Source organism: Pseudomonas sp. ICMP 460, assembly GCF_002723595.1.
In the GTDB taxonomy this organism is placed as follows: domain Bacteria; phylum Pseudomonadota; class Gammaproteobacteria; order Pseudomonadales; family Pseudomonadaceae; genus Aquipseudomonas; species Aquipseudomonas kitaguniensis.
This window is the reverse complement of sequence record NZ_LKBR01000068.1, coordinates 123,898-149,856: the sequence shown is the minus strand read 5'-3', so window position 1 is coordinate 149,856 and position 25,959 is coordinate 123,898. Positions and strand designations below refer to the sequence as shown.

Below are 25,959 nucleotides of genomic sequence, written 5' to 3'. Positions count from 1 at the left end.
AGCCGTGACAGCTAACGTTTGTTAACCTGTCGCTTGAAGCTTACCGCTTGCAGCCCCGGCCCCGGTATACTCGCGGTTTTACACCTATAGCTGCGCCGGAGCCCTTATGACTTCCCCGACACAACCGCCTGTTGAAGCGACCGACCTCGTCGATCCGGCCGACGCTGCAAGCGTTGAACAAGCCGAGATCCCGGCGTTCAAGTTTCCGTTCAAACCAGGTGAACTGGCCGGGGCCAAGAATGCCGCCCAGCCCTGGTACAAAAATGGCGCTAAAAACGGCCATACCAAGTCGCCAGGCATGGCTCCGCCGGGTACTCGCCGTTCGATGGGTAAACGCTGAGACTAACAACCCGCACACCGTATCGGCATTTGCCTACAACGCTTGCTGATAATTCTGCTTGTAGCGCTACGGTCGGTTCTAGAAAGCTTGTATGACATTGGCTTCGCCCCGGTTTTTTTGGGGCCGGGGCGTGGTGAAGCTGGTCTTTCTGGAAAAGGATGTTCGCTGTGGTGTTAGTACGGGTTTCTGTTGCGCCTGCCTTATTGGTGCTGGTCGCTGTTTTTTGCGCACCTGCGACAGCTGAAGAATCAAAGCGCGCCCTGCGTTTTGCGGTCGCCGCGCAATTCCCGCCTTTTCAAAGCCGTAATCAGCAAGGTCAGTTGGTGGGGTTGAATATCGATTTGGGCAATGCCTTGTGCCAACAGCTCAACGTGCGCTGTACCTGGGTCGATCAGGTTGTCGTGGAAAATTTTGCAGCCCTGGAGGCCCGCCAGTTCGATGCGATCATGGGCATGGCCGCCACGTCGAGGCGGCGCCAACGGGTGAATTTCACCGATAGTCTTTATCCGTTCACCACCCGCCTGGTGGCGCGCAAAACCTCAGGGTTGCTGCCGACCGTGCGCTCGCTCAAAGGCAAGCGCGTCGGCGTGCTGCTGGGCAGCAACCGTGAAGCGTTTGCTCAATCCAACTGGGCGCCGTCCGGCGTGATTATCCAGAGCTTTTGGCTCAATGATGAACTGGCTCGCAGCCTGGTGGCGGGCCATATCGATGCGACGTTGCAAGGCACCGTGGAAATCCGCCAGGCATTCCTCGACACCGCTGAAGGCCAGGATTTCGACTTTCTGGGCCCGGCGGTGTCGGCTGACCTGCTCGGCGACGGCGTGGCAATTGCGCTGCGCAAGCCTGATACCGAGCTGCGCAATCAACTCAACCATGCGCTGGAACAACTGATGCACAGCGGCGAGTACCAACGAATTCTTGCGCACTACCCACTGGAAGCCAGCGATGGCTGACGGCGGCAAACGCCACCAGGGCGCTAACGCGTCTACCCCTACTTTGGGAATTTGCCTACGAACTAAACAGGCGAGTCGCAGTTAAAGACCGGCCAGTGCTTGTTAAAACGTCTGGGGCGTTTTGGCCATGGGTTACGTGGCCCGCATGCCTCACACTACTTTGGCACTGGACGGGTATATGACTACGGCAAGACAACTGCTGACACTGACGACGTTTTTTATGATTTTACTGGTCGGGGCGGGCTGCGCGGTTGTGCCCCCGACCGAGAACCTGTGGCGTGAAATACGCTTCGGGGTCGAGGCGGATGTGCCGCCTTTTGAATTTCGCAACGCCCAAGGCGAACTCGCAGGCCTGGACATCGAGCTGGGTAGCGCTCTGTGCACAGAGCTCAACGCGCGTTGCGTGTGGGTCGATCAAGCGTATGCGACCAACATTGCCGCGCTGCAGGCCGGGAAGTTCGACGCAATCATGCCCATGACCGCCACGCCGGCGCGCCGTGAAATCGTCGATTTTACCCACGACCTCTATGCGCTCGAAAGCCGGTTGGTTGTTCCCGCAGGCTCCAACCTGCTGCCAACGCCACACTCGCTCAAGGGCAAACGCGTCGGCGTACTGGCGGGTACCAGCCGCGAAGCCTTCGCCAACGCGCGGTGGGCGCCTCAAGGGGTCGTGGTACGCAGCTTCGGCCTCAATAGTGAGCTGATCCGCAGCTTGCAGGCCGGTGAAATTGACGCCACCTTGCAAAACACCATCGAAATCAGCGAGGCGTTGTTGAACATCCCTCAGGGCACCGCCTTCGCCTTTGCCGGGCCCAGTGTTGTCGATGAAATGTTGGGTGGCGGTGTCGCCATTGCGACGCGCAAAGCCGACCCTGAACTGACCGCAGCGCTGAACAAGGCACTGCAACGCTTGAAAGACACGGGTAAATACACGGCCATTACTCGGGCTTACCTGGGCCCGCTGCCGGTTAAGCGGCGCGTAACGAGATAAACGCATAGTTGGCCGGCACCTCGGTGGCAAGCTGCGCCCCGGCGTCGAGCAATTGCTCGGCGATGTCCATCCCGGAGACGTGGAACACCCACTCATTGGCCACGCTCGGCTGGTCAGCGGCCAACTCGATCGCCTGCGCAAAGGCGTGCATGTCCGGCAGGTACGCGGTAAACCCGTCGCCCTTGAGTGCCGTGGTGCGAATACCCAGCAAGGCGCACACGGCCTCCTTGGTGTGCACGTCGTCACGGTCGGCCTGGCGTGAGCGGCTGATTAAGTCAGCCAACTCCAGGTCCACCAATTGGCCACCGACGATCAGCGCAGGGCCTTGCTCCCAGGACTCCGGCGGGCAATCCTTGGCGGCAGGGTTGAGGGGGATGTGCGGGTTGATCTCCATCGGGTAGATGCGACACACCAACGGGCGACGTTCATAGATGCGGCACCGGTTGTCTTCGTCAAGATTCCGGCAGCGCCCGGCGTTGTAGGCGGCAAAGGTAATTGCCACAAACGCCTCGGCGCTGCCGCAAGGCACGACGACCGAGCGCCGCTGAGCGTGCTCACGTTGTTGCACGGGCAAGCCCAGGCCGGTGCCCAGAAAACCTTCCACCAGAACGATGACGTTACCGCCGTCCGCCGCCCACTGGCGGGCCTCTTCGAGGGTCAGTGGCACATGATGGTCGGTGCAGCATTTGCCGCAACCTACGCAGGAAAAGTGAGTGTTCATGGAGGTTCTGTCACCAGGCTAGGTCAAGAGGGCACGCTTGAGCCGTGACGGGTTTTTACCTCTTCGCACTGCTCAGAGTCTTGGGAAGCAAGTTATGCGCCAGCGCCTGTCAGGCCTCGGGCACCCGGTCGCGCAGCACCAACACCATGGCCGCGCTTGCATAGAGCTGCCGGGCGCGCGCATTGCTTTCGCGCACCTTGAGGTCGACCCACGGTTCGCCGCGCTGCTTGAACACCGCAAAGGCCTGCAGCAACAACGCGCGGCCCAGCCCTTGGCCCTGTGCGGCGGGGTGTATGCACAGGTTCTTGATAAACGCGCTGGTCCAGCAGTGCGCGACGCCAAAAATGCCATCGTCATGACTCGCCACCAGGCACAGCGTCGGGTCGAACTCGGCATCGGTCAGGAACCGTTGGCGCCATTGCTCCAGGCTGGCCACACGGCCGCCGCCCTGCGCCTCGCCCAAGCGCAACACCGCGTGAATCGCCGGGGCCAGCTCGTCGCTGTAATGCTCCAGTCGCGTACCCGCTGGCCACTGCGGCGCGGGCAGGCTGCCGGTGAGGTCGCGGCGCAACAGTTGAAAATACTCCGCCACTGCTTACAGGCCTTTTTGCGCCACGGTCTGCGCAGCAATCACCAGGCATTTGGTCAGCTCGGGCGAGGAAAACTTCGTCAGTACCGCGTCGGCCCCGGCCAGGCGGGCTTTTTCGCTGTTCATGGCGCTGTCCAGGGAGGTGTGCAACAGCACGTAAAGCTCCTGGAAATCCGGGGTTTCGCGCAGGGTGCGGGTGAGGGCGTAACCGTCCATTTCGGACATTTCGATGTCCGACACCATCACGTTGATCTGCTCGACGGTGCCCTGCAATTCCAGCAGCACGTCAATCGCTTCCTTGGCGCTGCGGGCGGTGTGGCACGTCAGGCCGAGGTTGCGCAAGGTGTGTACCGACTGCTGCAAGGCCACTTGGCTGTCGTCTACCACCAAAATTCGCGCGTTGCCCAGCACTTCGGCCTCTTCCATGGTCAGGTCGGTCGGCGCCACTTCAATCGGCGCCGGCGCGATACCGTGGATAACCTTTTCGATGTCGAGCACCTGCACCAGCCCGCCTTCAACCTGAGTAACACCGGTGATAAACGAGCGATTGCCGCCGGAGCCATAGGGCGGCGGGCGAATGTCGGTGGTCAGGCAGTGCACAATTTTGCTCACCGCTTGCACGTGCAAGCCCTGCTTGGAGCGGCTGACGTCGGTGACGATCAGGCAGCCGCCGTTCGGGTCTTCCAAGGGCATTTCGCCCAGCGCGCGGCTCAGGTCGATCACCGACAGCGACGCACCGCGCAGGGTGGCGATGCCTTTGACGTGAGGGTGCGACTCCGGCAGCTTGGTCAGCGGTGGGCAGGGAATAATTTCGCTGACTTTCAACAGATTGATGGCCATCAGCTTGCCGCTGCGCAAGGTAAACAGCAGAAGCGAGAGTGAGTCTGCGCGGGCTTTGGTGGTGGACATAAAAACCTTCTGTGGATCAGGGAAGACAATCTATAGAGGGTTATCGACTTGTCAGCGCCAGGCTTTAACCGGATTTTATGATCGTTGCCACCAGAGCATGGGAACGATCATTCGTCTGGAATGGTTGGGTCAGCCTTTCCACACCTGCGGGTTCACCAGGTCCTGCGGGCGCTGGCCGAGCAAGGCGCTGCGCAGGTTTTGCAGCGCGCGGTTGGCCATGGCCTCACGCGTTTCATGGGTGGCCGAGCCGATGTGCGGCAAGGTCACCGCGTTGCTCAGTTGGAACAGCGGCGACTCAGCCAGCGGCTCCTGCTCATACACATCCAGCCCGGCACCCCGAATGCGTTGGCTTTGCAGGGCTTCGATCAGCGCCGGCTCGTCTACTACCGGGCCACGCGAAATATTGATCAGGATTGCGCTGGGCTTCATCAGGCCCAACTCGCGCGTGCTGATCAGGTGGCGAGTCTTCTCGCTTAACGGCACCACCAGGCAGACAAAGTCCGACTCGGCCAGCAATTGGTCGAGGCTGCGAAATTGCGCGCCCAGTTCCTGTTCCAGCGCGGGTTTGTGGCTGTTACCGCTGTACAGGATAGGCATGTTGAAACCCAGTCGCCCACGCCGGGCCACGGCTGCGCCGATGTTGCCCATGCCGACGATACCGAGGGTTTTGCCGTGTACATCGCAGCCGAACAATGGCGCGCCGACGCTGGCTTTCCACTGGCCGGCCTTGGTCCAGGCGTCCAGCTCGGCCACGCGGCGCGCGCTGCTCATCAGCAAGGCAAAGGCCAGGTCGGCGGTGCTTTCGGTGAGTACATCGGGGGTGTTGGTGAGCATGATCCCGCGTTCGTTGAAGTACGCTACGTCGTAGTTGTCGTAGCCTACGGAGACGCTGGAGACCACTTCAAGCTTGCTCGCGCCTTCGAGCTGCGCGCGGCCGAGTTTGCGGCCTACACCGATGAGGCCGTGGGCGTGGGGCAGGGCTTCGTTGAATTGAGCGTTGAGGTCGCCGCGCTTGGGGTCTGGGGCGATGACGTCGAAATCCTGTTGCAGGCGTTCGATCATTTGCGGGGTGACGCGGCTGAAGGCGAGGACGGTCTTTTTCATGGCAGGCGGGCTCATCGACTACTGAAGAATGGTAAGCACGCTAACATTGCTGTCCGTTATTGTCAGGACGCTGAGTGGTTGGATTGGATCTTTGATGTGGCGCTTTCGCGCGGCAAGCGGGCTTGGGGTGTTCTTTGGATTTTCGTACATATCCGTTGTTTGGGTGATGGTTTGTATCGGTTTCGCTCTTACAGCGAGTCACTTTTGAAAGGACCCAAAAGTAACCAAAAGGTCCTCGCCCCACCACTCGGTGCCTCGCTTAGGCTCGGCATGCCCGCACACAGGCTTGAATCCGTGGGCCGCCGCGATGGGCCATCCTTGGCCCAGCGCGGCTACCCCGGCGTCCTGCCGGGTTCCCCACGGATTCAAGCCTGCGTGCGGCCATCGTGGTTTAACGGGGCGCTTCTCAGATCAAGATCAAAAGCAAGAGCACGGCGGCCTGAAAGCCGACCTGAGTGGTTGAAGCAGATCAAAAGAGGGTTTTGCATCACAGCAGATCTGCTTTTTTTGCTTTCTGTGGGAGGGGGCTTGCTCCCGATTGCGGTGTGTCAGATAAGTATTTTTCAACTGATACACCGCAATCGCGAGCAAGCCCGCTCCCACAGTTCGGCTGTCTGGCCTGCCCCGTCAGTTCGCCAGGCGTGCGCCGCTCAGGCTGCCGCTCAATTCGTACGCCACCAACTCTGCCTGATGCGCCGCCAGAATCTCCGGCAAGGAACCGCGCAGGTATTCCACCCAGGTCTTGATCTTTGCATCCAGGTACTGGCGCGACGGGTAGATGGCGTACAAATTCAGCTCTTGCGAACGATAAGTCGGCATCACCCGCACCAGGGTGCCGTTGCGCAGGCCTTCGATGGCCGCGTACACCGGCAGCAGGCCGACGCCCATGCCGCTGGTGATCGCGGTTTTCATCGCGTCGGCCGAGTTGACCAGAAACGGCGAGGTATTAATCGCCACACTTTCCTGGCCTTCGGGGCCATTGAAGGTCCATTTATCCAGTTGAATCACCGGGCTCACCAGGCGCAGGCAGGCGTGGTTGAGCAAGTCCTGTGGCCGTTGCGCGCAACCTTTGGCTTTGACGTAATCCGGCGAGGCGCAGGCGATGCTGTAGGTGATGCCCAAGCGTTGCGACACAAAACCCGAGTCCGGCAGCTCGCTGGCCAGCACGATGGACACGTCGTAACCCTCGTCGAGCAGGTCCGGCACGCGGTTGGCCAGGGTCAGGTCGAAGGTCACGTCGGGGTGGGTGCGGCGGTAGCGGGCAATCGCGTCGATCACAAAATGCTGGCCGATGCCGGTCATGGTGTGCACTTTCAACTGCCCGGCGGGGCGTGCGTGTGCATCGCTGGCTTCGGCCTCGGCTTCTTCGACGTAGGCGAGGATTTGTTCGCAGCGCAGCAAATAGCGTTTGCCGGCTTCGGTGAGTGCGATACGGCGGGTGGTGCGGTTGAGCAAGCGGGTTTGCAGATGGGCCTCAAGGTTGGAGACCGCGCGCGAGACGTTGGCGGTGGTGGTGTCCAGTTGCACGGCGGCGGCGGTGAAGCTGCCCGCTTCGGCCACGCAACTGAAAGCGCGCATGTTTTGCAAAGTGTCCATGGAGAGTTCTCAGGGGAGATGACAAATTGTGACAGAAAGTTGCACCGTCCAGTGATCCCTACCAACGGATTATCGCGTGAACGGTAACAAAGATTCACAGGAATGCCAGCTTATCGTCGTGCATGCCGCCGCCTAGAATTGCGCCACTTTCCCCGCCTTACCCTCTCAGGAATTCGCTTGCCGTGCCGCGTCGCATCAGCAGAGAGCTGAAGACTCTCAGTGTTTGGGCCTTATCGTTAGCAATCAGCGGCTGCATCGGAACCGGAGGAATCGCCCCCCAAGGCCAGGCGCTCAACGCCGACCAACTGGCCACCGATGCAGCCATACAAAGCGCCGCCAGCGATGCGCATTGGCCCACCCGTCAATGGTGGCAAGCCTATGGCGACCCGCAACTGAACCGCTGGGTCGACCTCGCGACTCACAATAGCCCAAGCCTGGCCATGGCCGCCGCGCGGGTGCGCGAAGCCCGCGCCATGGCCGGGGTTGCCGAGTCGGCGGAGTCGTTGCAGGTCAGCAGCGACACCACGCTCAAACGCCACAACTGGCCGAAAGATCAGTTTTACGGGCCCGGAGAATTGAGCGGCGCAACGACCTGGGACAACAATGCTTCGCTGGGCCTGAGCTACGCCCTCGACCTGTGGGGGCGTGAGAGTAATGCCAGCGAACGCGTCGTCGACGTGGCCCATACGCGCGTCGCCGAAGCACGCCAGGCTCAGCTCGAACTGCAAAACAACGTGGTGCGCGCCTATATCCAGCTGTCGTTGCATTACGCCAACCGCGATAGTGTTGCCGCCACCCTGGCCCAGCAACAGCAGATACTCGACCTGGCGAATAAACGCCTGAACGCGGGCATTGGCACGCACTTGGACGTCAGCCAGGCCGAAACGCCGCTGCCGGAAACCCATCGTCAGCTCGACGCGCTGGACGAAGAAATCGCCCTGAGCCGTAACCAACTGGCGGCGCTTGCCGGTAAAGGCCCAGGCGAAGGTGCGCAGTTGCAACGCCCAAGTGTGTCGCTCGCCGCGCCGCTGAAATTGCCCGCACGCTTACCGGCGCAGTTGCTCGGCCAGCGCCCGGACGTGGTTGCCGGCCGCTGGCAAGTGGCGGCTCAGGCGCGTGGCATTGATGTGGCCCACGCCGGTTTCTACCCGAATGTCGACCTGCTCGGCAGCCTTGGCTACATGGCCACCGGCGGTGCGCTGCTGGGCTTTCTCAGCGGTCAGAAATTCAACTACAGCGTCGGCCCGGCGATCACTTTGCCGATCTTCGACGGCGGCCGCTTGCGCGCGCAATTGGGCGAGGCCAGCGCCGGTTATGACATCGCCGTGGCCCGGTACAACCAAACCTTGATCAATGCGCTCAAGGGCATCAGCGACCAGTTGATCCGCCGCGAGTCGATGGACAAGCAGTCGGCCTTCGCCGCGCAGTCGGTGGCCTCGGCGCAGAAAACCTATGACATCGCGATGATCGCCTACCAGCGCGGCCTCTCCGACTACCTGAATGTGCTCAACGCGCAAACCCTGTTGTTTCGCCAGCAGCAAATCGAGCAGCAGGTACAGGCCGCACGCTTGAGCGCGCACGCCGAACTGGTCACTGCCCTGGGTGGCGGGCTCGGCGCCGGCGACGATGTGCCGCCGCCGGGCAAAATCGCCCCTGCCAAAGCTCCGGCGGCACTTGCCGCGTTTGATCACTGAGGCGCCTTGCATGACGACCTTGCCTGCACCGCTGCGCTGGCTGCATTCGCTGGAGTGGCGGCGTGGTTTTTTTGCCTGGGCACGCAGCGATGGCGTGACGTGGGTGTACATCTTCAAGGTGTTGATCGCCGCGTTCCTCACGCTGTGGCTGGCCATGCGCCTGGAATTGCCGCAACCGCGCACCGCGATGATCACGGTCTTCATCGTGATGCAACCGCAGAGCGGCCAGGTGTTCGCCAAGAGTTTTTACCGCTTCCTCGGCACGCTGGCGGGCTCGGCGGTGATGGTTTTTCTGATCGCCTTGTTTGCGCAGAACACCGAGCTGTTTCTCGGCGCGCTGGCGATCTGGGTGGGTATTTGCACGGCCGGTGCGACGCGTAATCGCAACTTTCGCGCCTATGGTTTTGTGTTGGCCGGCTACACTGCGGCGATGGTCGGCCTACCGGCCCTGGCGCACCCGGACGCGGCTTTTATGGCGGCGGTGTGGCGCGTGCTGGAAATCTCCCTGGGGATTATCTGCGCCACGCTGGTCAGCGCCGCGATCCTGCCGCAAACCAGCAGTGCGGCCATGCGCAACGCCCTGTACCAGCGCTTTGGGGTGTTCGCGCTGTTTGTGACCGACGGCCTGCGCGGGCGCAGCCTGCGTGAAGATTTCGAGGCCGGTAACGTGCGTTTTATCGCCGAAGCAGTGGGCCTGGAAGGGCTGCGCAGCGTGACCGTGTTCGAAGACCCGCACATGCGTCGGCGCAATGGCCGGCTCAGCCGCCTCAACAGCGAATTCATGAGCATCACCACGCGCTTCAACGCCCTGCACCAACTGCTTGAACGGCTGCGCGCGGATGCCGCCGACCCCGTGGTGGTCGCGATCAAACCCGGCCTGCAAGACCTCGCCGAAGTGCTTGACGGTTTTTCCGGTCGCGCGCTCACCAGCCCTGATGCCGCGCGCCTGGTCAACGCCCTTAGCGCCTACAAGGACGGCCTGCCCGCCAAAGTACGCAGCCTGCGCGCGAGCTTTCAGCAGGGCGACCCGAGCGAAGCCGCGCAACTGGATTTTCACACCGCTTACGAGCTGCTGTACCGCTTTGTCGACGACCTGCACAACTACGCGCTGACCCACGCCTCGCTGGCAGATCACCGGCATGCGCGCGAGCAGTGGGACGAAACCTTTACCCCTAAAACCAACTGGCTGGCCTGCGCCGCGTCGGGTATTCGCGCCGCGTTTATCTTGATCGTATTGGGCAGTTATTGGGTGGCCACGGCCTGGCCCAGCGGCGCAACCATGACCTTGATCGCCGCCGCCACCGTGGGCTTGTCCGCCGCCACGCCGAACCCCAAACGCATGGCGTTTCAGATGGCCTGCGGCACGTTGATCGGCGCGCTGGTGGGGTTTGTCGAAATGTTCTTTGTGTTCCCCTGGATCGACGGTTTCCCGCTGCTCTGCGTGATGCTCGCGCCGGTGATTATTTTCGGCGCTTTCCTCGCCTCACGCCCGCAATACGCTGGTGTTGGCGTCGGCTTGCTGATTTTCTTCAGTACCGGCTCGGTGCCGGACAACCTCACGGTCTACAACCCCTACAGTTTCATCAATGACTACATTGCGATGGTGATCGGCATGCTGGTGTGCGCGGCGGCGGGCGCGATCATTTTGCCGCCCAACAGCCGCTGGCTGTGGCGCCGATTGGAGCAAGACCTGCGCGAGCAAGTGGTGTACGCCATCAGCGGCAAGCTCAAAGGCCTCGCGTCGAGCTTTGAAAGCCGCACCCGCGACCTGCTGCACCAAGCGTATGGCCTTGCCGTCGGCCAACCGCAGGTGCAACGCGATTTACTGCGTTGGATGTTCGTGGTGCTGGAGGTCGGCCACGCGATTATCGAGCTGCGCAAAGAGCAGGCGATTCTGCCGGTGCACCCGGCGTATGCCGAACCCCAGCCGTGGCGCCAGTCGATCCGCGTGATGGGCCGCTCGCTGGTGCGGCTGTTCCTGCACCCCAGCGCAAGCAACCTGGAGCGCGGCCTGATCGCCGTCGACCATGCGATCAGCCGCGTGCAGGCCACCGACGAACCCTTTGCGCCGCACTTCGATACCTCCGCGCTGCGCCGGGTGAAAAGCTACCTGCACTTTATCCGCACCTCGCTGCTGGACCCGCAATCGCCGCTGGCTGCCCTCAAAGGATCCCCGCATGCCCCGTGAAATCGCCTTCCACGGCCTGTACATGCCCACCGTCACGCTGATGTTTGTGATCGCGGCCGGTCTGGCCTGGGCGCTTGACCGCTTCCTGGCCGGGTTGGACCTGTACCGGTTTTTCTGGCACCCGGCGTTGCTGCGCCTGAGCCTGTTCGTTTGCCTGTTCGGCGCGCTGGCGCTGAGCGTCTACCGTTGAGAATGCCCCGATGAAAAAGTTTTTCAGCCTGCTCGCGACCTTGCTGGTACTGGCCCTGGCGATCTGGATTGGCCGTACGTTGTGGGTGCACTACATGCAAACGCCGTGGACCCGCGACGGCCGCGTGCGCGCCGACATTATCAACGTCGCCGCCGATGTGACCGGTGAAGTGGTCGACGTGCCGGTGCGTGACAACCAGCTTGTCAAAAAGGGCGACCTGCTGATGCAAATCGACCCCGAGCACTACCGTATCGCGGTCAAACAGGCGCAATCGCTGGTCGCCTCGCGCAAGGCCACGTGGGAGATGCGCAAGGTCAACGCCCACCGCCGTGCCGACCTCGACGCCCTGGTGATCTCCACGGAGAACCGCGACGACGCGAGCAACCTGGCAGGCGCAGCCCAGGCTGATTACCAACACGCGTTGGCGCAATTGGAAGCGGCCGAGCTTAATTTGAAACGCACGCACGTGTTGGCGGCTGTCGACGGTTACGTCACCAACCTTAATGTGCATCGCGGCGACTACGCGCGCATCGGCGAGGCGAAGATGGCGCTGGTCGATATGAACTCGTTCTGGGTTTATGGCTTCTTCGAAGAAACCAAGCTGCCGCATGTGAGGGTTGGCGATAAAGCCGACATGCAACTGATGAGCGGCGAGACGTTAAAGGGCCACGTGGAAAGCATCTCGCGCGGCATTTATGACCGCGACAACCCCGAGAGCCGCGAGCTGATCGCCGACGTAAACCCGACCTTCAACTGGGTGCGCCTGGCCCAGCGCGTGCCGGTGCGCATTCACATCGATGAAGTGCCGGAGGGCGTGCTGTTGGCAGCGGGCATCACCTGCACCGTCATCGTCAACCCAGCACAAAACTAAACGGGGGCAGGGGGGGTTGACGGTGTCAGGCCTTGATAAAGGGTTCATGCGCAGTGACGGGCTCACACCGATGAAGTACCGAATGGCATCTATCGGCAGCAACACGAAACTGTGGGAGGGGGCTTGCTCCCATAGCGGAGTGTCAGTCACTGATGCTTTGACTGAACCACTGTCATCGGGAGCAAGCCCCCTCCCACAGTTTTTGAGCTGTGTCAGGCTTTGATAAAGGGTTCATGCGCAGTGACGGGCTCATATTGATGCTGTGCCGGAGGTCGTTCTATCGGCAGCAACATGAAACTGTGGGAGGGGGCTTGCTCCCGATAGCGGAGTGTCAGTCACTGATGCTTTGACTGAACCACTGTCATCGGGAGCAAGCCCCCTCCCACAGTTTTTGAGCTGTGTCAGGCTTTGATAAAGGGTTCATGCGCAGTGACGCACTCATATTGATGCTGTGCCGGAGGTCGTTCTATCGGCAGCAACACGAAACTGTGGGAGGGGGCTTGCTCCCGATCGCGGCGTGTCAGTCACTGATGCTTTGACTGAACCACTGTCATCGGGAGCAAGCCCCCTCCCACAGTTTTTGAGCTGTGTCAGGCTTTGATAAAGGGTTCATGCGCAGTGACGCACTCATATTGATGCTGTGCCGGAGGTCGTTCTATCGGCAGCAACACGAAACTGTGGGAGGGGGCTTGCTCCCGATAGCGGAGTGTCAGTCACTGATGCTTTGACTGAACCACCGCCATCGGGAGTTCAAGCCCCCTCCCACAGTTTTTGAGCTGTGTCAGGCTTTGACAAAGGGTTCATGCGCAGTGACGGGCTCATATCAATGCTGTGCCGGAGGTCGTTCTATCGGCAGCAACACGAAATTGTGGGAGGGGGCTTGCTCCCGATAGCGGCGTGTCAGTCACTGATTTTTTAACTGACCCACCGCCATCGGGAGCAAGCCCCCTCCCACAGTTTTTGAGCGTGTCAGGCTTTGATAAAGGGTTCATGCGCAGTGACGGGCTCATACCGATGAAGCACCGAATGGCATCTATCGGCAGCAGCACGAAACTGTGGGAGGGGGCTTGCTCCCGATGGCGGCGTGTCAGTCACTGATGCTTTGACTGAACCACCGCCATCGGGAGCAAGCCCCCTCCCACAGTTTTTGAGCTGTGTCAGGCTTTGATAAAGGTTTCGTGCAGGTGGCGCCACAGCAGCGCGCCGCTTGCTTGTTTCTCGAACACCACCGTCGCCCGTCGATCCGTTTGCGTGCCGCTGGCATCCACCTGATGCTCGCGGTAAGTCACTGTTGCACCGCGCGCATGCCGGTCAATCCCGGCCATTTCACTCAAGGTGATTTTTAACCCAGGGCGCATGCCGCCGAGGCGGGTGAACAGCGCATTCACCCCCGCCGCATTGACGCGCGTGCCGGTGGCGGGCGCAACCATGCTGAACTCGGGGGAGAACCGCGCAAGCAAGTTCTGCAGGGTGCCTTCAGGTGCAACGCCTGCAAACCATTGTTCGATCTCGACGTGCGTCTGGATCACTTCTTCGAAAAAATCGCTGTAGTCGATCATTTATAAACTCCTGTTCAATCCAAAACGTTTCTTCAACACCGTCTCCAGCAGCCCCTTGGGCAGCAACGCCGCGAGCAATGGCAACGCGCGGCTGCCGTTGCCTGAGCGCAGCAAGCGCGGCGGTTGCGGCCGTTGTACTGCCTTGAGCACCTCAGCGGCGAACACGTTGGCGGCTGTCGGCTTGTCTTGCGAGGCTTGCGAGCGCGCACGAATGCCCTCGCGCAGCGGCCACCACGGCGATTTTTCGCTGATCAACAATTCAGCCTGCGCGCCGGCATTTTTGGCGAAGCGCGTATCGATCGCCCCCGGTTGCACTTCCATCACGCGTACGCCAAAGGGCGCCAGTTCCATGCGCAGTGCATCGCTCAGCGCATGCACGGCTGCCTTGGACGCGCAGTACGCGCCGGCGAACGGCGTGACCAGTACGCCGGAGACGCTGCCGATATTCACCACCAAACCTTTGCTGCGCCGCAGCGCCGGGAACAGCGCCTGGGTGACGCCGACGATGGAAAACACATTGGTGTCGAACTGGCGCTGCATCGCGTCGGTGCCGCCATCGAGCAACGGGCCCATGGCGCCGTAACCGGCGTTGTTGATCAGCACATCCAGCGTGTCGCACTGCTCGGCCAGGCGCTGCAAGGCGCCGCGGTCATTCACATCCAGCTGCACCGCGTTGAAGCCGGCGGCGGCCAGGTTGGCGACGTCTTGCGGCTGGCGGGCGCTGGCCCATACGTCGAAGCCTGCGGATTTAAACGCGTCGGCCAGGGCGCGGCCGATGCCGCTGGAGCAACCGGTGATGAGTACGTTGGGCATGGGTCAATCCTTGTCAGTCCGAGAAACTGCCTTGCAGGTGCTCGGCGCGAAATTCCAGGGTTTGCGGGCGGTAGCCGGGGCGCAAAGGCGGTGTGGGCAGGCAGTCTTCCCACGTCGCGCCGGCCTGCAACTCGCCGGGGCCACGATAGCGTGGGGCAGCGTAAACGTTGTCGGCGAGGTTGACCGTGTCGCCCGGCGCATAAGCGGCAAGGCGCCAACGCAGTTCGGCCAGGGGCACGTCGTTGCCGTTGTTGAGGGTCAATTTCAGTGGGCGGTCGGCGGGGCACTCCTGCGGCGCGTAGCTGATGCGCACTTCCAGCCGCGCCAGTTGCGCGGCTTCGCGGTTATCCAGCCACACCACCCAAATGGCCACCAAGCCCAGCCCGACGGCGGCGGCCAGGGAAACCGGCAATGCCTTGGCCGGGTAGCGCAGCAGCAGGATCAACCAGGTGATGATCAGTAGAACGCCGAAGAACATGGAGGCAGCCTCACAAATGGATGAACCATCCTACCCGTCGGCGGGCGAGATTGACTATGCACATGTCTTGGGCGGCACGTGGGCTGACAGCGATTTGGTACTGGAGCTTACATTTGCGGCAGGAACCAGCTCATCTTCAACAGTCACTTATCTGACTAATTACAGGGAATGTAACGACAACGTTAACCACCTCCATGTAAGGCTCAAATTATGTTGGCACCTTCCCAAGCTTCGCTCCGCACTGGCCCCGTGGGTTCTCGCGATGCCTACTTGTTAGCCGCAGCCGTCGCCGGCGATGATAAAAAAACTCAAGACCCCACACCGCCTTCGCCCGCCTTGACCTTCGCGCCCACTGGCATTGCTGTGCCCACCTCGCCCGGCATACCGGCGGTCACAGTGGAGTACCCAGCCTTGGTGAAGACGTTCAATGTCACCGATCAGGAAGCGCTGGTCACCCAACATGCTTTTAAAACCAGCGACATGCAGCGCTTGCACAATGAGCAACCGCGCTTCGAGAGTTTCCTGCGTGAGCAGCTGCTGCAAATGTTTGCGGACACGCCGGGCCTTAAGCCAGAAGATCTGACCTTCCAGCGCAGGCAGACACTGATTAACGATGGCAGCACCAAGACACTGTCTTCGCAGCCTCTGCTGGAGGCGTTGAACCAAAAGATTGCGGCGCTGCTGGCCAATCCTGACAAGCCGCTCGAAGGCAACAGCGCGGTGAGTTCCGATATATTCACCGCCAAAACCGCTAACGAGCCGAGCAGGCTAGTGGTAACAAGAATTTCGCTGGACGAGGTTGCCCAGCGCATTGTCACGCAATTCCCGAAGAGCCTTGAGGCATTCTGGACCACACCTCGCCCGACGTTGCGAGATCCCGGCGTTCTGGCGTCGCCTCAAAACCAGTTATTGACCTTGCACAAGCAACAACTGTCGACCCTCGCCGCAGTGCGCGTGAGCGATGGAACGCTGAGCGCAGCGAGCAAGCGATTGATCGACGCCGCGTTACAACACCCCACACTGGCCGAGCGCGAAGCAGCCTTCGCCGATGGTGCACGGCCTGGTGTGTACCCGCTGACTGTGGATGACGGCACAGAGCGGGGCGCATTGCTGGCGGGCAGCTTCCTCCTCACCAGCACCGACGGTTCCCACGCTACGGTGCCCACTTGGCCCAAAGGCCGGGCCTTGCCACTCGATAACGCCAACGGGCCGGTCGTGCTGTATACCCAGGGTTGCGGGTACGAAGAGTTCGCCACTCCTGCGCTCGCACGCCAGGCGATTGCCCAGCGCCTGGATGAGGGCGGTGCCGACGCGGATCAACTGCTGCAAACGTTGCCGTTGGCGCTGCAAAACCGGCCCGAGCCGCCCTCCGGCAACGATGTGATGCTGAGCGCTGAAGCCTTAAACGGTGATGTGCTGGCTGAGGCTATACCCTGGATGCTCAAGCGTCAGCAAGAGGAAACCAAGGCGGCATTTGCCCGGTCTGCGACAGACCCTGCGGCCTTAAAAGCCATCGATGATGCTGCCGACTGGTCGTACCTGCTCAGTGGCGATAATGCCATGGCGGCGCGGGATGAAAAGCTTGTCGATAAGCTGGCGCCGCAGTGGCTGAAAAACCTGAGCCCGGCGCAAGATGAGCTGTTTGGTTTTCTGGAACATTGCGAGGCAAGCAGTGCGCGGGTGCTGGCACCCTTGCTTGAAAAAATCCCGGCGTTGGTCGTCTTTTCTCGAGAGCGGATGAATCAAGCCATCCAAACGCTGTACCCCACCGCGCAGGTGGATGCCGATAAGTTGATGGTGCAGGTGCACACCAGGACCGGTATTCACAGCGGCGGACAAAGCAGTACGCATACGCGCAGTGTCAAAAATCACCAGCTGCCGTTAACGGATCTGGCGCTGAAAAACCCCAGTGAGTTTCCATCCGTCCAGAATGGCCTGTTCACCCAAGTGACCTTCACATTGCCGCTGACTGACGCCCAAGGCAAACCCATCCTGGGCGCCGACGGTGAACAGGTCATCCTGGACTCCGAGCAGCTCAAGGCGATGGTCAATACCGCCGATGTCGGGGGAGGGTATAGCCAACTGCTTAAACAGGCGTTGGCGACAGACGCTCAGTGGGGTGCTGCGGGTGAAGTGCGCAAGGCGTGGAAAACCAACCTGAGCGACATGCTCGATAAAGAGGCTTTTCTGGCAGCACTCAACCCGGCTACCTATAAGGCAGACGCCAGTCAAGACACCAGCAGCAAGCTGGGAGCGCAGTGGGTCGCGGCGGTGCTTGATCATCCTGACCCGGCTGACCGGCCTCAGGTTGATGGAAAAAATATTCTCGCCAATGCCCTTATCCAGCATGGGTTGACGGTTCAGGGCGTGATGGTCATTGGCAATGCGACCGATGCATCGCTGGTGCTGTGCACGCCGGATGCGCCCGACGGTGTGGTTTTTCGCGAAGTGGCGGACATCGGCGCACTGAATGCCTTGATGGATAAAAAAGAGTGGAAGCTCTACACCGCGAGCAGAAAATCACTGGTCAATAAAGATGATGTGGATAAGGCGCGTGCAGCATTCAAGGAGTACGCCTTCGATTTGACGAAGAGTCCCGGCCGCACCCTTGATGTGTTCATCAAAATGCTTAACTTGACCAGTGATCCCGTCACGCTCAAACCCATCGACGGCAATGTTCAGGATGAACTGTACAAGCAGAAAGTAGCGTCGGTCATCGACAGCGCGGCGCACCAATCGGTCAGCAGCGCAGAGGTCGCGGCGCAGTCGAGAATCAACAAAGTGTTGTTTGGCGTTGAAGTGGCGCTGATTTTTATAGACTTGCTGCCAGTGGTCGGCAAAGGCGCGTCCCTCGGGCTTCGCTTGGGAAAGGCTGGCGTGACGGCCTTGCGCGCCAACGCTCGAGTCCTGCCGCGGCTGATCAGAAGTCCGGGCGGGTTGCGTGCCATCTACTCGAAGTTCACCCTCGCCGCCTCAGGTATTCCCAACGTGAGTGCCGCGCCGTTGCGGCCGGTGGTAAAGAGCCCGGTGGCGCTGGCGGCCCCTTCAGCAATCGGCCCAGCGCCATCGACGGCCGCAAGCCAAAACCTCAACGTGAGCGCCTTCGCCGTATCGGATGACGTCATCAAGGGCCGACCTTTGGGGGCAAACGGTACCTACAATGCCGACGGCAACTGGTACGTGCGGTATACCGACAGTACCGAGGTCAGCAGGGTGTATCAGATTGACTCGGCGTTTCACGCACGAGACATGCGCGTCGCTATCGTAGATCCGACTGCGCCATTGACGACGCCAAAGCTCTTTAGAATCAAGGCATTTTTGCAGAACGCCGGTAACGGCGAATGGCGATCAAGCCGACTGCCAGGCGGTGATCCAACTGCCGCGGGCACCGCTCAAGCAACCAAACGGGCGGCGGGCCCAGCGGGCTCAAGTGGCCAGCCAGCCTATAAGCGACCGAGAGTGCCTGAAAGTTTTCCGGGTGAAAAAGCGCTGATGGAGCCCCCCGTCAAAGGCAAGACGGTTTTTTATCACTACACCGGGGCCAAGCCGCATGCCGCGATCAGTGCCAGCCAGAATCTTGAGCCTTCAAGTTCAAAACTCACCGGTGAACCTTTACCCCGAGGGCACGGCAGGCATTATTTTACCGACTTGGCGCCGGGGGATATGCCTACGCGGCAAGTGTCAGAGAGCATTTTCGGGAAGCGTAAATACGGTAATGCGCTGGACAAAATGACGCATTACTACGAAGTGAATACGTCGGGGTTAAAGGTCGTCCAAAGCCCCGATAACCCGCATATTTTTTATGTGGACGTGCCGTTTTCCATTCCCCTGACCTATCGGGGTGGCCCTAACGGTGATTTGGTCAAACGCGTCATTTCTCACGGGAAGACGCCGATGACGTTCTGACGCCCGCGGCGCCATCGCAGGCAAGCCGAATCGTTACGCCGATGACTTACTTACTGAGCAGAGGACTCTGCCTGCAAGCCATCAATGGACGCTTCAACCAGCGCCAACCCCGTTTCGGCCAAGTGCAGGCTGGCCCAATTCAGGTAGCTCTGCTGTTCAGTGCAGAGGCCTTGCGCCGCCAGGGTGAGCACGCGCGCGGTGCCCAGAACATAACTGGCATGCTCAAGGGCATGTTCAATGGGGATGCCGGGTTGTACGCAGAAGAGCGGTTCTTCGCTGCGTTCGCTGAGGCCGAAAGGGGTGGGGCGGGTGGTTGGTTTGGACATGGTGGATCTCCTATAAAAATTGGAGTTGCCACGCTTCGCCGTCAAACGAGTAGGTGGCAACTGTACGCAGGTTGACGGACCGGTATAGGAACCCGGCGCGCTCGAAAGCGCCCCACGCACAGTCGCCATAACGCTGTGCTTGTTCCTATGAGTTTCCGAGGCCGTCAAACCTCATCACGAATGAGTCGTGACAGGCGCGAGGATAGGCAGGATGCGGGCGTGGGTCAATGATGGCGGTTGTGCTTTCGGACGCCATCGGGAGCAAGCCCCCTCCCACAGTTGGACCGGGTGCAGCTTTGGAACAGGGTCAAACTTTGAGGGCTTGCCCTTCCCACAGTCGGACCGGGTATGGCTTTGGAACAGGGTCAAACTTTGGAGGCTCGCCCCTCCCACAGTTGGACCGGGTGCAGCCTTGGAACAGGGTCAAACTTTGAGGGCTTGCCCCTCCCACAGTCGGACCGGGTACAGCCTTGGAACAGGGTCAAACTTTGAGGGCAGCCCCTCTCACAGTTGGACCGGGTGCAGCTTTGGAACAGGGTCAAACTTTGAGGACTGCCCCTCCCACAGTTGGACCGGGTGCAGCTTTGGAACATGGTCAAACTTTGAGGGCTTGCCCTTCCCACAGTTGGACCGGGTGTAGCCTTGGAGCAGGGTCAAACTCTGGGGGCTTGCCCCTCTCACAGTTGGACCGGGTACAGCCTTGGAACACGGTCAAACTTTGGGGGCTTGCCCTTCCCACAGTTGGACTGGGTGCAGCTTTGGAACAGGGTCAAACTTTGAGGACTGCCTTTCCCACAGTTGGACCGGGTGTAGCCTTGGAGCAGGGTCAAACTCTGGGGGCTTGCCCCTCTCACAGTTGGACCGGGTACAGCCTTGGAACACGGTCAAACTTTGGGGGCTTGCCCTTCCCACAGTTGGACTGGGTGCAGCTTTGGAACAGGGTCAAATTTTGGGGGCTTGCCCTTCCCACATTTGGACTGGGTGCAGCTTTGGAACAGGGTCAAACTTTGAGGACTGCCCCTCCCACAGTTGGACCGGGTGCAGCCTTGGAACAGGGTCAAACTTTGAGGGCTTGCCCTTCCCACAGTCGGGCCGGGTATGGCTTTGGAACAGGGTCAAACTTTGGAGGCTTGCCCCTCCCACAGTTGGACTGGGTGCAGCCTTGGAACAGGGTCAAATTTTGAGGGCAGCCCCTCCCACAGTTGGACCGGGTGCAGCCTTGGAACAGGGTCAAACTTTGAGGGCTTGCCCTTCCCACAGTCGGGCCGGGTATGGCTTTGGAACAGGGTCAAACTTTGGAGGCTTGCCCTTCCCACAGTCGGGCCGGGTATGGCTTTGGAACAGGGTCAAACTTTGGAGGCTTGGCCTTCCCACAGTCGGGCCGGGTATGGCTTTGGAACAGGGTCAAACTTTGGAGGCTTGCCCCTCCCACAGTCGGGCCGGGTATGGCTTTGGAACAGGGTCAAACTTTGGAGGCTTGCCCCTCCCACAGTTGGACCGGGTATAGCCTTGGAATACGGTAAAACTGTGGGAGCGGGCTTGCTCGCGATGAGGCCCTCAAACCCCCTGCAACCCACCTGCAAAACACCAAAAAAAAGCCCCCACCCAACCCACTGCGGATAGGGGACGCAGTGGGCTGAATGAGGGCTTCTTGTACGACTGCTTTATTGCGCGATAGTTTTCACCGACACGCCACGTTCTATCGGCGTGGAGCGACCATAGATATCTTCAAAGCGCTCGATGTCGTCTTCGCCCAGGTAGCTGCCCGATTGCACTTCGATGATCTCCAGCGGAATCTTGCCCGGGTTGCGCAGGCGGTGCACCGAGGCGATCGGGATGTAGGTGCTCTGGTTTTCGCAGAGCAGGAACACGTTCTCGTCACAGGTGACTTCGGCAGTGCCGCTGACCACAATCCAGTGCTCGGCGCGGTGGTGGTGCATCTGCAGCGACAGGCACGCGCCCGGCTTGACCGAGATGTGCTTGACCTGAAAACGCCCGCCCATGTCCACCGAGTCGTACGAGCCCCACGGGCGGTAAACTTCGCAGTGGTTCTGGGTTTCGTTGCGGCCCTGCTCGTTGAGGGTCGACACCATCTGCTTGACGCCCTGCACCTTGTCCTTGTGGGCGATCATCATCGCGTCCTTGGTTTCCACCACCACAATGTTGTCCAGGCCGATCACCGACACCAGTTTGCCGTTGCCGTGGATCATGCAATTGCGGCTGTCCTGGATCACCACGTCGCCTTTGCTGACGTTACCGTTGACGTCTTTATCGTTGACCGCCCACAGCGACGCCCAGCAACCGACGTCGCTCCAGCCGGCACTCAGCGGCACCACGCAGGCGCGCTGGGTTTTTTCCATCACGGCGTAGTCGATGGAGTTGTCCGGGCAGCAGGCGAACGTCGCTTCGTCGAAGGTGATGGTGTCGGCATCCTGCTCGCTGCGTTCCAGGGTCAGTACGCAGGTGTCGTAGATGTCCGGCTCGTGCTTTTTCAGCTCTTCAAGGAAGCGGCTGGCGCGGAACAGGAACATGCCGCTGTTCCAGAAATAGCCGCCGCTTTCGACGAACTCGATGGCGCGTTTTTCATTCGGTTTTTCAACAAACTGCTCAACCCGGCTGACGCCTTCGGGCAACAGCGAATCGTTGCTCGACTTGATGTAGCCGTAACCGGTTTCAGGGCGGGTCGCCGGCACGCCGAACAGCACCATTTCGCCACGCTCAGCCGCTACAGTGGCCAGCGCCAGTGCACGTTGCAGGGCTTTCTGGTCGTCCAGCACGTGGTCGGCGGGCAGCACCAGCATCAGTTCGTCGCGGCCTTCGTTTACCAGCATCATCGCGGTGAGGGCCACGGCCGGCGCAGTGTTGCGGCCGAACGGTTCCATCAGGATGCGTTGGGTTTCGAGCTTGCGGGCGCTCAGTTGCTCGTTGACGATAAAGCGGTGGTCCTTGTTGCACACCACGATCGGGGTGTCCATGCCTTCGAACACCAGGCGCTCCAGGGTTTGCTGGAACAGCGTGTGCTCGCCGGTCAGGGCCAGGAACTGTTTCGGGAACTGTTTACGCGAAAGCGGCCAAAGACGTGAGCCACTACCACCGGAAAGGATTACTGGGATCATGTGTTTCTCCTTGAAACGATATGGGTCAGAGCTACGAAGGTTTGTCGTTTCACTCTTGTATTTGTCTCGGTCCTTGTGGGAGCTGGCTTGCCTGCGATGCAGGCGACTCGGTCTGTCAGTGACACCGAGGTGATGCCATCGCGAGCAAGCCCGCTCCCACAGGGAAATAATCAGCGGGTCGACACGGGGCGTTTTACCCAGACTGGCGAGATGCTCGAACCCGAGCCGGTCACATACAGCACCGCCGCTTCACCACGTTCCAGCGCGACCGGCTTCACATCGCCGACTTTCTTGTCACCGTCGTACAACGCCAGGCTGACCTTCACCGGGTTGATTTCGCGTTCGCCACGGCCCTTGGCAGCCACGGACTTGACCACGTCGGTCTTGCCGTCGGCGGTTTTCAGGGTCAGCGCCTTGTCACTCAGGTTTTGCACGCGCACCAGGGATTTTTGCTTGTTCTTGAACGGCGGTTCTTCGATCAACTGCGGCTGGCCGCTGCCGTTATTCACCAGCGTGTAGTAATGGTCAGCGGCGAGTTTCACCGGCACGGTCTGGCTGCCCAGCTTGGCGCTGTAGTCACCGCCCGGCATAAAGCTGAAGTCGCTGCTGGCCAACGGCGCCACTTCGCTCAGGTTGGTGCTGCCCACGGTGGCGCTGACTTCCTGGTTGCTGGCGTTGTACACGCGCACAAAGCTTGAGCCTTTGGGAGCGACGGGGCCGTACAGGGCGGCGTCGCCGGCGAAGGCGGACATTGAAGCAACGCTGATACCGGCAGCCAGGGCCAGAGTCTTGGCGAGACGACGAGGAGTTGTAGTGAAAGTCATGTGAGTTACCTCTCTTTCAGTTTTGCGCCCGGTCGGGCGTCTCGGATTTTTGCTGGTTAACTGGGGTGTTGCTTGCCATGTTCTGGTGACGTGAACCGGCTTGTTTAAGCTGTGCAACCCACTGCGGGTCGGCATCGCCGATTTCGTTGTTCACCGGCAGATAACGTTCAGGAAACTCCCAGATCAGCACCTGTGGCGGGCTGTTCTTGAAGTCGTCGCTGTTCAGGTAGCTGAGCATCGGCAGGATCGGCCCGTGGCCGTCTTCGGAGTAATTGATAACGTCGCTGTGCAAGGCTTGCTTGAGCGCGCCGACGAAGTTCCAGTTGGGGTTGGCGCTGTAGCTGGTGCCCACCAGTGCCACCGGGGTTTCGCTGTCGCTGAACAGCCCGTCGTCACCTTTGTTTTCAGCCAGGTGCGTGACGCGTTTTTGCAGCGGCTCTTTGGGCGGCATCAGGTTTTCAAACAGCGGGTCCAGTGGCAGGAACAACCGCAGGTCGCCCTTGTGCGGCTCGGTTTTCTCGGCTTCGGTGACGAAGCGCTGCGGCGCGCCGCTGAGCGGGGTTTTGTCGGCAATGGTTTTGGCCAACCGCTTGGCGGCGATTTCGGCGCCGTCCGGGGTCCAGTGGGTGTCGGTGCGCAGGAACACTTGGGTGCCGCCCAGCTTGGCCTGTTGCAACGGGCCGAGCAGGTCGGGGGCGATGATCTTGTCGGCCGCCACGCGGGCATGGAAGTCCTGGTACAGGTTGGCGTGGATGCTCGCCGGTTTTACTTCGCCCAGGTGCTCCGGGTACAGGCGCACCTTGGCAGGCACAATCGCCATCACCAGTTGAATGCCTTTGGCCTTGAGCGTCTGGCGCACGCCTTCGACCAGCGCATAGTTGCCTTCAAGGTTCTGGTCTTCATTGACGGCGGGGTTGAACTCCTCGTCGCTGTACAACCAGTGATCGCGGCCCAGCACCACACCGGCGCGGCCTTCATTGAACAGCTTGTAGTCCAGCGCGGCCCAGAGGTTGGTGCCCAGGCGCTTGATCGGGAACGCGTCGTCGTAGTGCGTCTCGACGGCTTTGCTCCAGCGCCCGTTGAGCACCGTCGCGTCGGCGTTGGTGCTGAAACCCATGAAGCTGCGCAGCGACCAGGCGCCCAGCGCCAACAGCACCAGCATGAACAGGCTGACATAGAGCACGCGTAATGAACGAGTCATGGCAGGCCCCTCAGAATTGGAAGTAAAGGAACGGCGAGAAACTCTGCGCCGACAGTTTCAGAATCGACGCCACGAACAGCAGCAGCACCGCCGCGCGCATCGCGTAGCGAGGCCAGTCAGCCGCCCAGTAGGCCGGTTGCACGGTGGCGTCTGTGCCCACCGTGAAACCTGGCTGGTGGATGCTGCCGGGGTTGTCGCCCGGCACGGCCTTGATCAGGCTCGGGTCGGCCGGCTTGGCTTTTTCCGCTGGGCGGTTGGTGTAGAAATCGCGCAGGCCGAAGAACGCCAATGTGGCGTACGCCACCACCAGGGTTGCGACTTGCAGGCCGGTGAGGTTGGCGCGGTTGAGTTCCGACAGCGACCACTCGCCAAAGCTGAACATCGCACCGTACATACGGCCGGCGACGTGCAGGTTTTCGGAGCGGAAGATCACCCAGCCCATCACCACCAGCAGGAAGGTGAAGGCCCAGCGCACCACGTTGAAGCTGCGCGGCGCGGTGTTCAGGCCGATGGCTTTTTCAATCGCCAGCCACATGCCGTGCCAGGCACCCCAGACGATGTAGGTGATGTTCGCGCCGTGCCACAAACCGCCCAGCAGCATGGTCAGGAACAGGTTGCGGTAAGTGGTGAGCGTGCCTTTACGGTTGCCGCCCAGCGTGATGTACAGGTAGTCCCGCAACCAGGTCGACAGGCTGATGTGCCAGCGGCGCCAGAATTCGGTGATCGACTGGCTGATGTACGGCTGTTTGAAGTTTTCCATGAAGCGAAAACCCATCATCAAGCCCAAACCGATGGCCATGTCGCTGTAGCCGGAGAAGTCGAAGTAGAGCTGCGCGGTATACGCCAGTGCGCCGAGCCAGGCATCACCGGTGGTGGGGTTTTGCAGGGCAAAGCAATGGTCGGCGACCACCGCCAGGGTGTCGGCGATAAATACCTTCTTGATGAAGCCCTGCATGAACCGCGTGCAGCCCTCGGAGAACTTGTCGAGGGTGTGCGTGCGGTTGTTGAACTGGTCGGCGAGGTCGCGAAAGCGCAACACGGGGCCTGCGATCAAGTGCGGGAAAATCGCCACGAACGCCGCAAAGTCGATGAGGTTGCGGGTGGCCGGGGTGTCGCCGCGGTACACGTCGATGATGTAGCTGATGGACTCGAAGATGTAGAACGAGATACCGATCGGCAACAGCACGTGCGTGAGAATAAATGGCTCAAGGCCCGCCGACTTCATCATCAGGTTGATGCTGTCGACGCCGAAGTTGGCGTACTTGAAGTAGCCGAGGATGCACAGGTCGACCGCCACGCCCAGCAGCAGCCAGCGCTGCGCCGGCTGGGTGCGCACGCCGGCCGCACCGACCTTGAGGCCGATCCAGTAATTCCACAGCGTGACGGCGGCGAACAGCGCCAAAAAGTCCACTCGCCACCAGGCGTAGAACACGTAGCTGGCAATCAGCAGCAGCAGGTTGCGATAGCGTTGCCCGCTTAAGTAGTACAAGCCGAGAAAGATCGGCAAGAACAAAAACAGGAACACATTGGACGAGAAAACCATCCCGATCTCTCCATGTTTAACCAACAGTCAAGGGCCGCAGCCCCCCC

At 60.7% G+C, this 25,959-nt stretch carries 20 protein-coding genes and 1 pseudogene; 8 read left to right on the top strand and 13 right to left on the bottom strand.

Annotation, left to right across the window (positions count from 1 at the left end; translation table 11 throughout):
* Positions 1-106: 106 nt before the first annotated feature.
* The 3 genes and pseudogenes from AO240_RS25725 to AO240_RS25715 form a co-directional block, all read left to right on the top strand.
* Entirely contained in the window at positions 107-340 is a 234-nt protein-coding gene (locus tag AO240_RS25725; protein WP_058414254.1) for a hypothetical protein, read from the top strand.
* Positions 341-498: 158 nt separating this feature from the next.
* Positions 499-1,293, top strand: coding sequence for a transporter substrate-binding domain-containing protein (locus AO240_RS25720; RefSeq protein WP_099240282.1), 795 nt, complete (start codon positions 499-501; stop codon positions 1,291-1,293).
* A 220-nt stretch (positions 1,294-1,513) separates the two neighbouring features.
* Positions 1,514-2,254: pseudogene (locus tag AO240_RS25715) on the top strand (transporter substrate-binding domain-containing protein); the annotation flags it as partial.
* Positions 2,255-2,261: 7 nt separating this feature from the next.
* Here AO240_RS25715 and AO240_RS25710 read toward each other — a convergent pair.
* The 5 genes from AO240_RS25710 to AO240_RS25690 form a co-directional block, all read right to left on the bottom strand.
* Positions 2,262-3,005, bottom strand: a complete 744-nt coding sequence (locus tag AO240_RS25710; RefSeq protein ID WP_099240278.1) for a YkgJ family cysteine cluster protein — start codon at positions 3,003-3,005, stop codon at positions 2,262-2,264.
* A gap of 109 nt (positions 3,006-3,114) precedes the next feature.
* Positions 3,115-3,597 carry an N-acetyltransferase gene (locus AO240_RS25705; protein WP_099240276.1) on the bottom strand — a complete coding sequence of 161 codons (483 nt, stop codon included), beginning with the start codon at positions 3,595-3,597 and terminating at the stop codon, positions 3,115-3,117.
* A gap of 3 nt (positions 3,598-3,600) precedes the next feature.
* Positions 3,601-4,503: a chemotaxis protein CheV gene (locus AO240_RS25700; RefSeq protein WP_058414250.1), complete on the bottom strand. Its 903-nt coding sequence runs from the start codon at positions 4,501-4,503 to the stop codon at positions 3,601-3,603.
* A gap of 129 nt (positions 4,504-4,632) precedes the next feature.
* Positions 4,633-5,607, bottom strand: a complete 975-nt coding sequence (locus AO240_RS25695; RefSeq protein WP_099240274.1) for a D-glycerate dehydrogenase — start codon at positions 5,605-5,607, stop codon at positions 4,633-4,635.
* Positions 5,608-6,234: 627 nt separating this feature from the next.
* Positions 6,235-7,203: a LysR family transcriptional regulator gene (locus tag AO240_RS25690; protein WP_053254489.1), complete on the bottom strand. Its 969-nt coding sequence runs from the start codon at positions 7,201-7,203 to the stop codon at positions 6,235-6,237.
* A 182-nt stretch (positions 7,204-7,385) separates the two neighbouring features.
* On the opposite strand from AO240_RS25690, the gene AO240_RS25685 reads away from it, so the two are divergent.
* The 4 genes from AO240_RS25685 to AO240_RS25670 are packed head-to-tail and all read left to right on the top strand — an operon-like array spanning position 7,386 to position 12,146.
* Positions 7,386-8,897: an efflux transporter outer membrane subunit gene (locus AO240_RS25685; RefSeq protein ID WP_099240272.1), complete on the top strand. Its 1,512-nt coding sequence runs from the start codon at positions 7,386-7,388 to the stop codon at positions 8,895-8,897.
* Positions 8,898-8,907: 10 nt separating this feature from the next.
* Positions 8,908-11,085 carry an FUSC family protein gene (locus tag AO240_RS25680; protein WP_099240270.1) on the top strand — a complete coding sequence of 726 codons (2,178 nt, stop codon included), beginning with the start codon at positions 8,908-8,910 and terminating at the stop codon, positions 11,083-11,085.
* Positions 11,075-11,275, top strand: a complete 201-nt coding sequence (locus AO240_RS25675) for a DUF1656 domain-containing protein (RefSeq protein WP_099240268.1) — start codon at positions 11,075-11,077, stop codon at positions 11,273-11,275. The genes AO240_RS25680 and AO240_RS25675 overlap by 11 nt, the downstream gene beginning before the upstream one ends.
* 10 nt (positions 11,276-11,285) lie before the next feature.
* Positions 11,286-12,146, top strand: coding sequence for an HlyD family secretion protein (locus AO240_RS25670; protein ID WP_099240266.1), 861 nt, complete (start codon positions 11,286-11,288; stop codon positions 12,144-12,146).
* A 1,157-nt stretch (positions 12,147-13,303) separates the two neighbouring features.
* On the opposite strand, the gene AO240_RS25665 is transcribed toward AO240_RS25670, so the two are convergent.
* From AO240_RS25665 to AO240_RS25655, 3 genes are read right to left on the bottom strand one after another with little or no spacing between them, the layout of a single operon-like run.
* Positions 13,304-13,705 (bottom strand): hypothetical protein, encoded by a 402-nt coding sequence (locus AO240_RS25665; protein WP_058414244.1) that lies wholly within the window; start codon positions 13,703-13,705, stop codon positions 13,304-13,306.
* Positions 13,706-14,518: an SDR family oxidoreductase gene (locus AO240_RS25660; protein ID WP_099240264.1), complete on the bottom strand. Its 813-nt coding sequence runs from the start codon at positions 14,516-14,518 to the stop codon at positions 13,706-13,708. It lies immediately after the preceding gene.
* 13 nt (positions 14,519-14,531) lie between these two features.
* Entirely contained in the window at positions 14,532-14,996 is a 465-nt protein-coding gene (locus AO240_RS25655) for a multidrug transporter (protein ID WP_099240262.1), read from the bottom strand.
* A gap of 543 nt (positions 14,997-15,539) precedes the next feature.
* On the opposite strand from AO240_RS25655, the gene AO240_RS25650 reads away from it, so the two are divergent.
* On the top strand, positions 15,540-18,902 hold the full coding sequence (locus AO240_RS25650; RefSeq protein ID WP_256586057.1) for a dermonecrotic toxin domain-containing protein: 3,363 nt from the start codon (positions 15,540-15,542) through the stop codon (positions 18,900-18,902).
* 50 nt (positions 18,903-18,952) lie between these two features.
* Here the strand turns inward: AO240_RS25650 and AO240_RS25645 are convergent, their stop codons facing one another.
* The 5 genes from AO240_RS25645 to AO240_RS25625 form a co-directional block, all read right to left on the bottom strand.
* Complete coding sequence (locus tag AO240_RS25645) at positions 18,953-19,228, bottom strand: DUF3077 domain-containing protein (RefSeq protein ID WP_099240260.1); 276 nt, start codon at positions 19,226-19,228, stop codon at positions 18,953-18,955.
* 1,664 nt (positions 19,229-20,892) lie between these two features.
* The gene (locus AO240_RS25640; protein ID WP_099240258.1) at positions 20,893-22,344 is read right to left on the bottom strand and encodes a mannose-1-phosphate guanylyltransferase/mannose-6-phosphate isomerase; all 1,452 of its coding nucleotides are present in this window, start codon (positions 22,342-22,344) and stop codon (positions 20,893-20,895) included.
* A 170-nt stretch (positions 22,345-22,514) separates the two neighbouring features.
* Entirely contained in the window at positions 22,515-23,168 is a 654-nt protein-coding gene (locus AO240_RS25635; RefSeq protein ID WP_058412017.1) for an alginate O-acetyltransferase AlgF, read from the bottom strand.
* Positions 23,169-23,184: 16 nt separating this feature from the next.
* Entirely contained in the window at positions 23,185-24,369 is a 1,185-nt protein-coding gene (locus tag AO240_RS25630) for an alginate O-acetyltransferase (protein WP_099240256.1), read from the bottom strand.
* Positions 24,370-24,379: 10 nt separating this feature from the next.
* Positions 24,380-25,912, bottom strand: a complete 1,533-nt coding sequence (locus AO240_RS25625; protein WP_099240254.1) for an MBOAT family protein — start codon at positions 25,910-25,912, stop codon at positions 24,380-24,382.
* Between the last annotated feature and the right edge of the window lie 47 nt (positions 25,913-25,959).

What these genes read in the sequence shown, in the direction of transcription:
- AO240_RS25725 (WP_058414254.1), top strand. Translation starts at nt 107, where the DNA reads ATGACTTCCCCGACACAACCGCCTGTTGAAGCGACCGACCTCGTCGAT.
- AO240_RS25720 (WP_099240282.1), top strand. Translation starts at nt 499, where the DNA reads ATGTTCGCTGTGGTGTTAGTACGGGTTTCTGTTGCGCCTGCCTTATTG.
- AO240_RS25710 (WP_099240278.1), bottom strand. Translation starts at nt 3,005, where the DNA reads ATGAACACTCACTTTTCCTGCGTAGGTTGCGGCAAATGCTGCACCGAC.
- AO240_RS25700 (WP_058414250.1), bottom strand. Translation starts at nt 4,503, where the DNA reads ATGTCCACCACCAAAGCCCGCGCAGACTCACTCTCGCTTCTGCTGTTT.
- AO240_RS25695 (WP_099240274.1), bottom strand. Translation starts at nt 5,607, where the DNA reads ATGAAAAAGACCGTCCTCGCCTTCAGCCGCGTCACCCCGCAAATGATC.
- AO240_RS25690 (WP_053254489.1), bottom strand. Translation starts at nt 7,203, where the DNA reads ATGGACACTTTGCAAAACATGCGCGCTTTCAGTTGCGTGGCCGAAGCG.
- AO240_RS25680 (WP_099240270.1), top strand. Translation starts at nt 8,908, where the DNA reads ATGACGACCTTGCCTGCACCGCTGCGCTGGCTGCATTCGCTGGAGTGG.
- AO240_RS25675 (WP_099240268.1), top strand. Translation starts at nt 11,075, where the DNA reads ATGCCCCGTGAAATCGCCTTCCACGGCCTGTACATGCCCACCGTCACG.
- AO240_RS25670 (WP_099240266.1), top strand. Translation starts at nt 11,286, where the DNA reads ATGAAAAAGTTTTTCAGCCTGCTCGCGACCTTGCTGGTACTGGCCCTG.
- AO240_RS25665 (WP_058414244.1), bottom strand. Translation starts at nt 13,705, where the DNA reads ATGATCGACTACAGCGATTTTTTCGAAGAAGTGATCCAGACGCACGTC.
- AO240_RS25660 (WP_099240264.1), bottom strand. Translation starts at nt 14,518, where the DNA reads ATGCCCAACGTACTCATCACCGGTTGCTCCAGCGGCATCGGCCGCGCC.
- AO240_RS25655 (WP_099240262.1), bottom strand. Translation starts at nt 14,996, where the DNA reads ATGTTCTTCGGCGTTCTACTGATCATCACCTGGTTGATCCTGCTGCTG.
- AO240_RS25650 (WP_256586057.1), top strand. Translation starts at nt 15,540, where the DNA reads ATGTTTGCGGACACGCCGGGCCTTAAGCCAGAAGATCTGACCTTCCAG.
- AO240_RS25645 (WP_099240260.1), bottom strand. Translation starts at nt 19,228, where the DNA reads ATGTCCAAACCAACCACCCGCCCCACCCCTTTCGGCCTCAGCGAACGC.
- AO240_RS25640 (WP_099240258.1), bottom strand. Translation starts at nt 22,344, where the DNA reads ATGATCCCAGTAATCCTTTCCGGTGGTAGTGGCTCACGTCTTTGGCCG.
- AO240_RS25635 (WP_058412017.1), bottom strand. Translation starts at nt 23,168, where the DNA reads ATGACTTTCACTACAACTCCTCGTCGTCTCGCCAAGACTCTGGCCCTG.
- AO240_RS25630 (WP_099240256.1), bottom strand. Translation starts at nt 24,369, where the DNA reads ATGACTCGTTCATTACGCGTGCTCTATGTCAGCCTGTTCATGCTGGTG.
- AO240_RS25625 (WP_099240254.1), bottom strand. Translation starts at nt 25,912, where the DNA reads ATGGTTTTCTCGTCCAATGTGTTCCTGTTTTTGTTCTTGCCGATCTTT.